This is a genomic window from Bacillus sp. G402 (assembly GCF_051172515.1).
Lineage (GTDB): Bacteria > Bacillota > Bacilli > Bacillales > Bacillaceae > Bacillus > Bacillus altitudinis.
Genome location: NZ_JBPIZC010000003.1, coordinates 209,296 through 223,392 on the forward strand (window position 1 = coordinate 209,296; position 14,097 = coordinate 223,392).

Annotated in this window: 4 protein-coding genes and 1 riboswitch; all 4 genes read right to left on the minus strand. The window is 44.7% G+C overall.

The genetic code is table 11. The annotated features are described in order from the left end of the window. Positions 1 to 11 precede the first annotated feature (11 nt). The 4 genes from ACSBQP_RS14690 to ACSBQP_RS14705 all read right to left on the minus strand — a co-directional run bounded on the left by ACSBQP_RS14690 (position 12) and on the right by ACSBQP_RS14705 (position 14,094). A complete protein-coding gene (locus ACSBQP_RS14690; protein ID WP_435028544.1) occupies positions 12 to 10,727 on the minus strand; it encodes an amino acid adenylation domain-containing protein in 10,716 nt (3,571 codons plus the stop codon). A gap of 147 nt (positions 10,728 to 10,874) precedes the next feature. After that, positions 10,875 to 10,969, minus strand: a riboswitch (cyclic di-GMP riboswitch). A 368-nt stretch (positions 10,970 to 11,337) separates the two neighbouring features. After that, positions 11,338 to 12,141 (minus strand): ABC transporter permease, encoded by an 804-nt coding sequence (locus ACSBQP_RS14695; protein ID WP_008347828.1) that lies wholly within the window; start codon positions 12,139 to 12,141, stop codon positions 11,338 to 11,340. Then, the gene (locus tag ACSBQP_RS14700; protein WP_008347830.1) at positions 12,134 to 13,003 is read right to left on the minus strand and encodes an ABC transporter permease; all 870 of its coding nucleotides are present in this window, start codon (positions 13,001 to 13,003) and stop codon (positions 12,134 to 12,136) included. The genes ACSBQP_RS14695 and ACSBQP_RS14700 overlap by 8 nt, the downstream gene beginning before the upstream one ends. After that, on the minus strand, positions 13,003 to 14,094 hold the full coding sequence (locus ACSBQP_RS14705) for an ABC transporter ATP-binding protein (RefSeq protein WP_217816188.1): 1,092 nt from the start codon (positions 14,092 to 14,094) through the stop codon (positions 13,003 to 13,005). The genes ACSBQP_RS14700 and ACSBQP_RS14705 overlap by 1 nt, the downstream gene beginning before the upstream one ends. Positions 14,095 to 14,097: the final 3 nt, after the last annotated feature.

The following is a 14,097-nucleotide window of genomic DNA, read 5'->3' on the forward strand; positions in this document are numbered from 1 at the left end:
TCTTCGTTTGCTTAAAATATATCCATTAGCTTTTCAAGTTCATCCATGGTCAGGTCATCGTCTCCTACATCACTAGGCGTAATTTGCGCTTCATCTTGTGATACACAATGTGAGATGAGTGCCTTCACGTTCTTTTCTAAAAGGTCATTGAACTGCTCCATCGTTTGCTCTTCGAATTCAAGCTGGTGATATGAAATCGTCATATGGAACAAGCCCTGTTCTACGAAACCAACAATATCTAATGCATGAGGTTTCTCTGATTCTGGACTTAATGATTGACCTGCCTGCCAAGTGGATCGACTTAGTTCACCCCCGCCAATCTGTTCATCAAACTGACCAAGATAGTTAAAGCTGATATCTGGCGTGACATCAAATGCGATACCGTCCTTCATTTTGTCAGGCGTTAAGTATTTTAAAACGCCATAGCCGATTCCCTTGTTCGGAATGTGTCTGAGCTCTTCTTTCAAAAGCTTGATTTGATACGAAAGATCCTCCGCATGCGACAAATCAAGCAGCACAGGATACATGCTCGTAAACCAGCCGATGGTCCGCGACACATTGACCGCCGGAAGGATGTCTTCCCTTCCATGTCCTTCAAGGTGAATAAAGTGTCTGTCTTCTCCTGTCCACTCTTTCAGGGTCAATCCTAAAGCGGTTAGCAAAATGTCATTGATTTCCGTATGGTACGCCTCATGTACTTCTGTCAGTAGGCTGCGTGTTTCTTCCTCAGACAGCGTAAAGCGAATGGTTTTTGTATGCAGCATTCTTTGATCCTCTGTAACATGATCCTTTTGCAGAGGTGCAGTTAAATGCCCAAGTACCTTTTTCCAATAGTCCCTTTCTGCCAGCAACTCATCTGACACTGCATATTCCGTCAACTTCTGGGCATATGCTTGGAATGAATGTGTTTTTTCAGGAAGTGTCAGCTCTTCCCCACGCTTCGCCTGCTCATAAAGAGCCATGAAGTCTTCAAGGAAAATACGCCATGACACACCATCAATGACAAGGTGATGTACAACAAGCAATAAGTGATCTCCATGATCCGTACGGAAAATCGCAGGTTTGACTAATGGTCCCTCTGTTAAAGAAATACTCGCCTGCACTTCATTTGCCAGCTTTTCTACGTGCTCGATTTGCTGTGATCGTTCTCCTTGTACTTCTATCACGTCCACCGCTACATCGTTTTCGTCTACTCCACGATGACGCTGGATGATGCGTCCTTCTTCTATCGGATAAACCAATCGCAAAGCATCATGATGAGTCATCATCTGCTCGAGCACTTGCTTGACAAGCGCTTCATCCAAACCATTTGCCGCATGGAGCATAACGGACTGATTCCAATGATGCTGGCTGCTGAAGTTACGTTCAAAGAACCAGCGCTGGATCGGTGTTAAAATGGCCTCTCCTTCGACAGCTGACTGATCGGCTGTGAGAAGGTCCGCTTCTTCGATATATGGGCGAAGCTCCGCAATCGTTGGATATTGGAAAAGCAGCTTCATATCGAGCTTCCAGCCCTCTTGCGTAAGTCTGCTTGCCATTTGGATGCCTTTAATCGAATCTCCGCCAAGGAAGAAGAAGTGGTCGTGAATACCGACTTGGCTGATGCCAAGTACATCTTCCCAAATGCCGCAAAGCAGTGCTTCCACTTCATCTCTTGGCGCTTCGTATGCTGTTTGATTCGCTTCCATATCAGGTGCTGGCAGTGCTTTGAGATCCAATTTGCCATTTGCCGTCATCGGCAGCTGGTCTAGCTTGATGATCCATGATGGCACCATATAGTCAGGCAAGGTGCGCTTTAGGCTTTCTTTCAAAGTGGCCCCTTCTTCATCTGTGATGACATAAGCGACAAGAGCGTCTTGATCACTTGCGTCTTTGACCGTTGTCACGACGGCTTCTTTCACTTCATTTAGCGCAAGGAGCTGTGCTTCAATTTCTGACAGCTCAATACGGAATCCGCGGATACTCACTTGATGGTCTTTTCTGCCGAGGTAGATTAGCTCGCCATCCTCTGTCCATTTCACCAAGTCGCCTGTACGGTACATGCGCTCTCCACGATAAAACGGATCTGGGACAAACCGTTTGTCCGTTTCCTCTGGTAGATTCCAATAGCCTCTTGCCAGTCCTTTCCCCGCAATCACAAGTTCACCCGGTACGCCTTGCGGCGAGAGGTCATATAACGAACCCATAATGTAAAAACGAGTATTGGCAATCGCTGTTCCGATAGGAAGCGTGCCTTGATCTGGATCAATGATCCCGCTTGTCGCCACGACCGTATTTTCTGTTGGGCCGTAGTTATTGACGAGTTTGTATGGAACGGGCTTCACCTGTTTCAGCTTGTCCCCGCCTGTCAGTAAGTAACGGAGAGAATGATTGTCCATCGACATAAACTGCTCACATAGCTGTGTTGGCAGGAACGCAATGGTAATGCCTTCGTCATTGAAATACGTATTGAGCTTGATCATATCGAGGCGAATCGCTTCGTCGATGATATGGAGCTCTGCGCCGGCCATCCACGTAGGGAACATCTCCCAAATGGAGGCATCAAAGCCAAAGCCGGCATATTTGGCGGTTCGGTCTTGTTTCGTCACCTGGAAGGCATCATTGTGCCAGTAGGCCAGATTGACAAGGGACTGGTGCTCGATCATGACACCCTTCGGCTGTCCAGTCGTTCCAGATGTGTAAATCATATAAGCGAGATCCGTTGGTTTGATAGGAACCTGAATCTCGTGGGCTTCTCCTTCTACTGCCTCTTCTATGAAGAGGGTTTGACCTGTGAAAGAAGGTGGTGCAGTGAGCCCTTTCTGAATCAGAAGGACCTCTGCCCTGCCATCTTCCAGCATGTAGGCAATGCGCTGCGCTGGATAATCGGCATCAATCGGCACAAATGCCGCACCTGCCTTGAGAACCCCGAGAACAGCGGCTGTCATCTCGAGCGATGGACGCGTGAGAATGCCGATGCGGTCTCCCGGTTTTGTGCCGCTGGACATAAGTCTTGCGGCGACTGTATTCGCCCGGTTGTTCAGTTCTTCATACGTCCAGCTTGTGCCGCAGAAGGATGCGGCTTTATGATGAGGTACTTCTTGTGACTTCGCCTCAATCAATGCATGAACCGTTTGATCTGTCGGGACATTTAGGATAGGTCCTGACCATTCATCAAGCAGGTTTTGCTGCTGCGCTGGTGATAATAATTGCATCTGATCTAATAATTGATCTGGTGCTGACACCATTTGTTCGATCAAGTAAAGGAAATACTCCTTCCACTTCTCAATCGACGACCGTTCAAAGATAGAAGAATTAAAATCAAACACAAGCTCGATTTGATCGTCAGATTCGTTTCCAGTTAAGGTTAAGTCAAATTTCGCTATGTTCTCATTGAACGGCTGGGGAATGATATCAAGTCCATCCATCGACAGGTCACGAATATCTGCATTTTCCATCGAGAACACCACATCAAAGATTGGATGGCGGCTTGTGTCACGAACCGTTTGCACTTGGTCCACCAATTCTTCAAATGGGTAAAGTTGATGTTCATTTGCCGCTAACACAAGCTCATGAACTGTTGACGCAAATTGAGAAAATGTCTGATGTCCTTCTGGTTTTGTTCTGAGTGCCAGCGTATTCACAAACATGCCGATGACTGATTGAATATCAGGATGAGTTCTGCCCACCACTGGAGAACCGATCATGATGTCTTCTTGTCTCGAAAGCTTGCTTAAAAGCGTACTGTAGCAAGCAAGTAGCACTGTATACGTTGTACCGTTGAGTGATCTAACCAGCTCATCCAATTGCGCTTTAAGCGCACCGTCTATAGAGAATTCGACGCGGCCCCCTTCAAACGTCTGAACCTTTGGTCTCGGAAGATCCTCAGGCAGTGCCAAAACAGGCAGTTCTCCTTGTAATTGTTCCAACCAAAACGCCGCTTCAGCCTCTTTTTTCACAAGAGATTCTTCACTGTTTGACCAAACCGCATAGTCCTTATATTGAATAGGCAATTCATCAAGTTGGTCTCCTCGATACAAGATCGATAGCTCATCAATTAAAATACCGACAGACGCACCATCTGAAATGATGTGGTGCATATCAATCAACAAATAATGAACACTCTCCGATTCAGACACAAGTCCCACTCTAAGCAGCGGCGCTTTTTCTACATCAAATGGACGGATAAAATCATTCATTAATTGCTGAATGTCTCGGCCTTCCCCTTCGATGTTTTCAATGTTCACAGAAACATTCGTTTCAATTCGTTGAACAGGTTCACCCTGAACGAAGTCAAAGCTCGTACGGAATGCTTCATGACGATGAACAAGCTGGTCAATGGCTTTTTTAAATCGTTTTTCATCAAATACACCTTCAAGCTTTAAAGCAGCTGGCATATGATAGCTCTGCTCGGCATCTGTCATTTTTTGCAGAACAAACAATCTTTTCTGAGCAGATGTCACAGGATAAACAGCCGCTTCTTCCGCTTTTTCCACTCGTCTGATTTCAGTTCGATCTGTTTGATCCACCGCATGGGCAAACGCCTCTAAAGTGGGTGATTCAAATAATGTTTTCAACGTACATTCCACATGCATCTCTTCATAGAGCCTGTTCAACATTTTCATGCCGCGCAGTGAATGACCTCCGCATTCAAAGAAATGATCATGTCTGCCGATTTTCGGAACTTCAAGAACTTCCTGCCAAATATGTGCCAATATACGCTCTGTATCTGATTGAGGTGGGACGTATTCATTTGCCGCCTGCTCACTTACATCAGGTACCGGTAATGCCCGTCTGTCTACCTTGCCATTCCCCGTTAGTGGCAGCTCGTCTAATTGCATGAAGAAAGCTGGCATCATATAAACAGGGAGTTCTCGTCCTGCTTGCTCACGTAAATCCGACAGTGAAACAGCACCTTCTGCTGTGAAATATGCACACAATGTATCATTTGATATCGCAATGACAACAGCTTCCTTCACTTGCGGATGCTGCAATAGCTGGTGTTCAATTTCGCCAAGCTCGATACGCTGACCTCGAATCTTGACTTGATGATCTATTCGCCCAATGAATTCAATATCTCCATTTGACAGCCATCGTGCGAGATCGCCCGTTTTGTACATGACTTCACCAGGTCGGAAAGGATTTTCAACAAACTTTTCGCTCGTTAACTCTGGCTGGCGATAATACCCCTTGACCAGTCCGTCACCTGCGACACAAAGCTCTCCAGCTACTCCCGGCGGCTGCACATGTCCAAACTCATCGACAATATAAACAGCCGTTTGACTCACCGGCTTTCCGATCGGAATCGATAGTGCTTGTTCTTCAATGTGATTCACCGGATAATACGTTGTGAAAATCGTGCTTTCAGAAGGTCCATACATATGAATAAGTTTGTCTTCTCCAACCGTTTCAAGGGCTGCCACAACATGCGGCACAGAAGCACGTTCCCCGCCAAACAGCACTTTTCTGACGTTTTTCAGGCTGCCTTTTTTCATATCAATCAGTAAGTGAAATAGAGCGGTCGTGATCATTAAAATACTGACTTTTTCCTTCTCAATCGCGCCAGAAAGCTCATTCATATTTAAAATGTGATCCTTTGGCAAAACAATGAGTTTCGCTCCGTTCAATAAAGCGCCAAACACATCAAACATAAATGCATCAAATACATAGTTTGAAATGCTCATCACCGTGTCTTCATGATGAATGGTGAGATAATTCGACTGCTTCACTGTTCTCAAAATGTTCCGGTGCGTCACCATGTTCCCTTTAGGTTTGCCTGTCGTACCAGATGTATAGGTTAAATTCGCCAAGTCCAAAGGCGAAACACATACAACTGGATTGCTCTCTGACTGCTGATCAACGGCTCGATCTTCTGTTTCTATGATTTTCCCTTCAAACGCAGTAAGCACAGAGCGATGACGCAGCACCTGATGGGTCAGGACAAACTGTGCACCACTATCTGTCAAAAAGTGCTTGATGCGCTCATCAGGGAAGTCAGGATCGATTGGCACATAGACACCGCCAGCCTTTAGCACAGCTAAAACCGACAACACCATCTCATTGGAACGTTCAAAGAATAAAGCCGCTGTCATCCCATTTTCAAAACCATGTTCACGTAAATAATGAGCCAGCTGGTTCACTCTGCGATTCAGCTCTTGATAAGAAAGAACCTCATCTTTATATTGCAAAGCAGGCTGATGACCATGCTGCTGTACTTGCGATTCAAATTGCGTCACAATGGTTTCTTCCACAGGATATGGCGTAGGTAACGGGTTCCACATCTTCAATTGAGCCGCTGCTTCTTGTTCAGACAGTAAGCGGTATGATTGAATCGCTTGCTCCGGCATTTCGACCATCTGCTCCAGAAGATAAACATAATGCTTGAGCATCTGCTCGGCAGTACTTCGTTTAAATAACGCCGTACTGTAATCGAGAACAAAGGAAAGACCATGACTTGACTCCATCGCTTGAAGTGTGAGATCAAACTTTGCAATATGGAAATTGGTTTCCTCGACTTCGACTTTCATCTCTCCAATATGCTGGGCTGTTGAATGACCTGGCGTTAGAGTAAAGACCGTATCAAATAATGGATGGCGGCTAAAATCTCTTTGCACATTTAGCTTTTCAAGCAGCAGCTCGAATGGATATTGCTGATGCTCAAACGCCCTCATCGTCTTTTCCTTTACTTGCTCAATCAACTGCGTCATTGAACCGTTCGGATCTACCTCTGAACGTAAAGCAAGTGTTTGGACAAACATGCCGATCATGTCATTCAAATCTGCATGCACCCGGCCTGCTGTTGGCGTCCCCACTACAAACTCCTTTTGACCTGTGTATTTTGCAAGCAATGTATAGTAAGCAGAAAGCAACACGGTATACAGCGTCGTATGATGATTCGCTGCAAGCTCCTCCAAACGGCCTGTTAACGACTCATCGATGTTTCTGAGAACGCGGTCTCCAGTGAAAGACTGGACAGCCGGACGCTGATAATCAGTTAGCAGCTGCAAAGCAGGGATATCTCCTGAAAATTCTTTCAGCCAGAATGCTTCATCGATTTGACCGCCTTGCTCTGCCTGTTGTTCTTGCCAAACAGCATAATCTTGATATTGAAGCTTCAATGGCGCTTTCACTAATCCCTCATATGCGTCAGACAGCTCACGCAGCATCAAATCAATTGAAAGACCATCTGAAATCAGATGATGCATATCGAAATAGAGAAGATGCTCCTGGTCATGTAAAGACTGTAGCCCAACACGCAAAAGGGGAGCCTGCTCAAGATAAAAAGGTCGGACGAATTGACGCATGTTTTCTTCCATCGTACTGCCTGTCAGCTGTTCTATTTGAAATGGAACGGATGAAGCTACCCGCTGACGAGGGACTCCTTTGACTGTATGAAAAGAAGTGCGCAGCATATCATGACGTGCAATCAGTTTTTCAAAAGCTCCCTCCAACTTCTCTCGTTGCAGCGTTCCTCTTAATTTCACAACGGCAGGCATATGATAGGCGATGCTTTGCTCCAGCTGAGTCACCATATAAACACGCTGCTGCGCTGGTGACAGTGGATAATCGGCGGCAGTCGGTGCTTTCGGTATGACCACTTGTGAAGACTTTTCCGCTTGTTCAATATAAACAGCAAGTGCTGCAATCGTTTGCTGTTCAAATAAAACAGATAAAGGGACCTCCACTTGAAAAACCCGCTGAACGAGTGTAAGAACTTTCATCGCTTTGAGTGAATGCCCGCCTATGTCAAAGAATGAGTCGTACACACCTATGCTCTCTTGATGAAGAACGTCTTCCCACAAACGAACAAGCTTCGTTTCTACATCGTTTCTAGGCGCTACATAAACAGCACTGACAGCCTTGTCTCCTTTTAATGCAGCAAGCGCACGCCGGTCGACTTTCCCACTCACTGTCAGTGGAAATGCCTCAAGCTGCTTGAAATAAAGCGGCATCATATAAGCTGGCAGCTGATGTTTGATAGCGGCTTGCAGGGTGTCCACGGAAAGAAATTCTTGTCGTGCTTGATAGTAAGCACTTAAAGCCTTTCCACCGTCCGGTTCATCCACGACAAGGACGACAGCCTGATCGACTCCGTCTACCCGCTCCATGACCGCCTCAATTTCACCTGTTTCGATGCGGTAACCTCTTATTTTTACTTGGTCATCTATTCTTCCAAGATAATCAATTGTGCCATCTGGAAGCCATCTCACTACATCACCTGTGCGATACATCCGATCTTCAGGGAAAAATGGATCTGGTCTGAATGCCTTCTCCGTTAATTCAGGCTGATTCACATAGCCCCGTCCAACTCCTATTCCCGCAATGCATAGTTCTCCCACAGCTCCCTGCACCTGTAGTTGTTCATGTTCATTTAAAATATAAATCCGGTGATGGCCCAGTGGCTTTCCAATTGACACATAGCGCTGTTCTGGTGACTTCTGCAGCTCACTGAGATCTAGACGGTGAACCGCCGCATCCACACACGTTTCTGTCGGACCATACACATTCCACAAGGCAAAATCGGGCTGGCTGACACGTACAGCTTCAATCAGCGCCTGCGCTGCTTTCGCAGGGAGTGCTTCTCCCCCAATCAGCATGTGAGTCAGTGCAAGCCCATCCAAATCAGCTGCAAGTAAAAGCTGCACATGTGCTGGCGTTCCATCTGTTGCTTTGATTTGATGTTCATTGTAATAAGCCGCTAGCTGTACACCGTTTCGTGTCGTTTCTCTTGGCACAATATGAAGCGTATGTCCAAATAAAAGAGCAGCAAAGATTTGTTTAACAGATGCATCGAAATGGAATGGTGCAAGAAGCGCCACTTGAAGCTGATTTGCCCCCTCATACACTTCGTGATGCAGGGCATGAACCAAATGATGCAGCTGAAGATGCTCGATCATCACTCCCTTCGGCTTTCCAGTCGTACCCGATGTATAAATGAGATAAGCCAAATCCTGTGATGTCGTCTGCTCGATCAGCTCAGGCAGCGGACGATCTTCTAATTCCATATGCTGCTGGACAATCATTTTTTCCGCAATGGATGAATATCGCTGAACAAACGATTCTTCTGTTAAAACGATAGAAGCACCAGAATCTTCTACAATAAATTGAATGCGTTCCTCAGGTAATGCCGGATCGATCGGTACATATGCACCGCCAGCTTTTAATATCCCAAAAATGGCAGCCATCGCATCTGCCGTCCGTTCCATTAAAACGGCAACTGGTACATCACGCGAGACACCTTTCATCTGTAAAAATCGTGCCAGTTTGTCCGCTTTTTGATACAGCTCTCCATAAGTGAACGTTCCATTTTCCGCTACCACAGCTGCCCGTTCTGAATACGTTTTAGCTACCTCATCAAATAAGTGGTGAACTGGTTTCGCTCCTGGTAAATCAAATGCTTCTCCCTTAGATAATTGAAGCAGTTGCTTTTGTTCATCTGCTGGCAGTAAAGAGAGAGCCCCAATCAGCTGATCTGGCTGAGAGACCGCCGCCTCCAGCAAAATGATCAATCGATCAAACAGCTTACTCATATCGTCTTCACTAAATAGGTCTGTACGGTAATCCAAATCAATGGTCAATGTATCTGTATCCCAGCGGTCTTTCACATGAATCGATATATCATTCATTCCGCTTCCACTAAAAATCGGCTCCGTAATGAACGAAAGATTCTCTTTTTTCTGCCACTGCATGACCTGATACTCTAAAGAAATATCAAACAGGCGTCCTGTAAATCCATCTCTTTCCCTTAAATCATTCATGAGCACATTGTAAGGATATTTTTGATGACGCAAGATCTTCATCTGATCCGCCATGACTTGCTTCACGAAATCAAGAAATGTGAGGGATCCTTGCACAGATGCGCGCATCGGAATGGTCGACACAAACATCCCAATCATCTTTTTTTCCTTTGCATTTGTCCGATTGCCCATAAAAGTGCCAAGGACCACATCCTCCATGCCGCTAAATCGGTGCAAGTAAATATAGACAGCGGACATAAACATAGAAAGCATACTGACTTTCTCTTCTTCACAAAAAACTCGAAGCTTCTCCTTTAAAGCATCTGGAATATCCCCTGAAAATCTCTCCGCATGTAAGCTCATCTCGTAACCTTTATGCGGTGTTAAAGAAGCGAAATCTGGAATATTGGCAAATTGCTCGTTCCAAAAAGCTTGGTCTTTCTGAAAACGTTTAGAAGATTCATACGTTTGCTCACTCATGATGTGATCAACGAAGGAAATGTCTTCAATTGGAGAGATGTCTGTCCCCTGTAGCATGTCATGGTATAGATCAATGATTCGGTTTCCCATCAAGATAATTGAAATACCATCAGCCACAATATGATGCGCTTTACAGAACAGCCAGCACTCTTGATCACTGATTTGAAAGACCGTAAATTCAATTAAGGAACGATCAATCAGTTCCATCGGCTCACGAATCTCCTCGTTCGCCCACGCCCTGACTTCCTTTTCACTCCAGCCTTTCACCAAACGAATCGGCTGTTTTTCATATGGCTTGATATATTGAACGGGCTCCTCCTGCTCATGTTGATACACTAGCCTTAAACGAAGAGAATCAGTTTCACGAATGTACGCTTGAAGCACATCCACGATCAAAGAAGGATTTAGACCTGATACCGATCTTAACTTGGCAAACCCACCCAAATTAGAAATACTTGTGCCTGGATAAAATCTTTCCGTGTAGAATACTCGCTTTTGCGCATGTGTTAAGGGGTAATAAACTGTACTCATTCTCATCCTCCGCTCTTCTATGTTTTCTCCACCAACTGTGATACCCTGCACCCTCTATATCAAAAGAACCAAGTCTATTTCATTAAAATAGACGGAATAACAGAAAAGGAGCCCACCCCGAATAAAACGGAGGGACTCCCATTTTGATTCGGTAACCTGCCGACCATAGCAAAAAAAGGAAACTTTTACCTTAGGACATGGCTTTGCGTCTCTATGTTTCCATAGATTTGCCTTTTTCTTCTTTTCTTTTAGATATTTTCTATTTACGTCCACTTTATATGAAATTATTGTTTTTTTCACCGAAAAATGGGTGTAAAGATTCATGCGTTATGCCGAAGGGATCACATCATAATTTACGATATTTACCGAAAATAACTAATAATAGTTGCGTTCCACCGAAAATAAATGACCAATTACCGCAAAAATTTCATGTTTTTCCTTAAATTTTGCAAATATGACCGAAAATGTAGGAGAGAGGTCTCCTATCACGCCTCGCATTTTCTTAAACCTTAAGAACTACATTCCATAAAACTTTGAATATTTTTACCATAAAAAACAATACAAAAAGAGCTGTCATTTCAAATGACAGCTCCTTGTTTCTTCATTATATTTACATCACCTTAGACAGACCAATCGTTTTCTCAATAATGAGCAACGCAATGATAGAAATGATAATAAATATGACAGATATCGCATTGACACTCGGATCAAAAGTTTGCTCAATGTAATTAAACGTCCTCACGGGAATCGTAATGGTTTGAGGTGAAGAAACGAACAAACTAATCGAGATTTCACCAAATGATGTCACAGCAGAAAACACCCCACCTGCGATAATGCCAGGCTTGATCAAGGGCAGTGTCACACGAAAGAAAGTACGTATGGGCCCTGCACCAAGATTCATGGAAGCTAGCTCAAGACGTGGATCAAGATTTGAAACACTGACACCCACGGTTCGTACCACATAAGGAAAACCAATGATGACATGCCCAATGACTAATGCCCACAAAGACCCTGTAAAACCCATAGCCGTAAACAAATACAGCATCGCAATCCCTAATACCACCTGAGGAATCATAAGAGGTGACAAAATAAAGGCTTGAACAGCTTCCTTTCCCTTAAAGGAAAGCCTTGCTAAAGCATAAGAAGCCATCGTTCCTAAAAGAACAGTAAGCGGCGTCACAATCAATAACAGAATCACGCTGATACGCAAAGATTCCATCCATTCTGGATTCGACACGACCTCATGAAACCAGCGAACGGAAAACGAAGTCGGCGGGAATTCAGGAAAGGCATTCGGGCTAAAAGCAGAAAGAACAATGACAAGAACAGGTACGGTTAAAAAGAGATAAACGAGTGAGCCTGCGGTCCATATCAGAACCGAAAGCAAACGGTCACTTATTGATTTTTTACGCATGCATCCTCGCCTCCCAACGCTTCAATAGATAGCTTAATAGACTGACGACCGCTAGCACACAAATCAATAAAGTAAAGGACATCGCAGCGGCAAGAGGCAAATTATACACCTGCATGACCTGCTGATAAATGGACAGTGGCAAGAGCGGCTGCATCCGTCCGCCGACTAATAGAGGAGTAATATAACTTCCTGCTGCAAGTGAGAAGACAATAATTGCTCCGGTGATCATGCCTGGAATCGTAAGCGGCAAGGTCACATGAAAAAATGTCCGAATACGACCAGCACCAAGACTCATAGAAGCCGGTCTTAAGTGACGGTCCATATCAGTTAAGCTCGTTGCAATAGGCAGCACTGCAAAAGGCAGCATCACTTGAACATAAGCAATAATGACCGCATTCATATTCCACAGCATCGATAGCGGTTTCTCAATCAGATGTAAATCGATCAGCATGCCATTGATCAAGCCATTTTGCGAAAGAAGCACGATCCATGCAAATGTCCGAATGACGACACTCGTCAAAAGCGGCGATACAAGTAAGATATAGAAAAAAGCCCGCAACCTTGGGTGAGGTGCTTTCACTAGCACATAAGCTGCTGGATATGCCATCAATAAACAAATCACCGTTGTCTGTAAGGCCACCCACACAGTACTTCCAATTGCTTTCACATATGCATCTGTCGTAAAGACATGTAAATATTGAGACAAACTATAGGATTGTAACGTATTCATCATCGAATCCACATCACGAAAACTGAGGACAAACATCATCACAAGCGGAGCAAGAAGGAATACAACTAGAAACAAACAAGCTGGCAGCAGCATAAACCAATGAAAGCGCTGATTCTTTTTTTTGATTCTCATCACGCATGCACCTTCGAATCTAAAAACACAATATCTTCAGGCTGCCAATGAATATGCACAATTTCTCCAACTTGAGGCAGCTCGGGAAACGCTGCGTCTGATGCATGGACAATGATTTCACCTTGATTAAGCCCAACGACCAAACGTAAAGAGTGCCCAATATAACTGACATCTGCCAACACGCCTGTGACATGATTTGGCTGAACTTCCTCCCCGCCAGAAGACAACTTGATTCTCTCAGGACGCAGCATGAGTAAATGCTTCTCGCTCTTCTCTTTAAATGCGGTAGCTTTTAGCTGAACTTGCTTCCCGTTTGATTGAATGAAATGTGGAACAGTGTATGTGGAAGTAACTTCATCATACTCCGCTTCAAATAGATTGACCTGTCCGATAAATTCAGCAACAAAACGATTATTTGGCTGACGATATACTTCTAAAGGTGTCCCAATCTGCTGAATTTTCCCCTCACCTAATATCCCAATTCGGTCAGAAAGACTTAGGGCTTCCTCCTGATCATGCGTCACAAGAATAGTCGTAATTCCGACATTCCGTTGAATATTTCGCAGCTCCGTCTGCATATTTTTTCTTAGCTTTGCATCTAGGTTACTGAGTGGTTCATCCAGAAGGAGAACAGCCGGCTGGATAGCAAGTGCCCGTGCAATGGCGACCCGTTGCTGCTGACCTCCACTTAATTGGTGCGGCATACGTTTGGCAAATGACTCTAATTGAACAAGAGACAAGCTCTCCATCACCTTTTGCTTGATTTCCGCCTTCTTTTTCTTTTGAACCTTCAACCCATATGCAACATTATCAAATACGGTGAGATGTGGGAAAAGTGCATAGCTTTGAAAGACCATCCCCGTTTTCCTTTGATAAGGAGGTAAAGTCGTCACATCCTGATCACCAATATAGACGACTCCTTTTGTCGGTTCTAAAAAACCACCAATGATATTGAGTAAAGTTGATTTTCCGCAGCCACTAGGGCCAAGAAGGGAGAAAAACTCTCCCTCTTTTACCGTAAGACTGACATCATCAAGAGCAATCTGCTCGCCAAAATGCTGGCTGATATGTTCTAAATTGATTCCACTCATGCG

Excerpts from the sequence above, each read along its gene's own strand:
- ACSBQP_RS14705 (WP_217816188.1), bottom strand. The coding sequence starts at position 14,094 with ATGAGTGGAATCAATTTAGAACATATCAGCCAGCATTTTGGCGAGCAG.
- ACSBQP_RS14695 (WP_008347828.1), bottom strand. The coding sequence starts at position 12,141 with ATGCGTAAAAAATCAATAAGTGACCGTTTGCTTTCGGTTCTGATATGG.
- ACSBQP_RS14690 (WP_435028544.1), bottom strand. The coding sequence starts at position 10,727 with ATGAGTACAGTTTATTACCCCTTAACACATGCGCAAAAGCGAGTATTC.
- ACSBQP_RS14700 (WP_008347830.1), bottom strand. The coding sequence starts at position 13,003 with ATGAGAATCAAAAAAAAGAATCAGCGCTTTCATTGGTTTATGCTGCTG.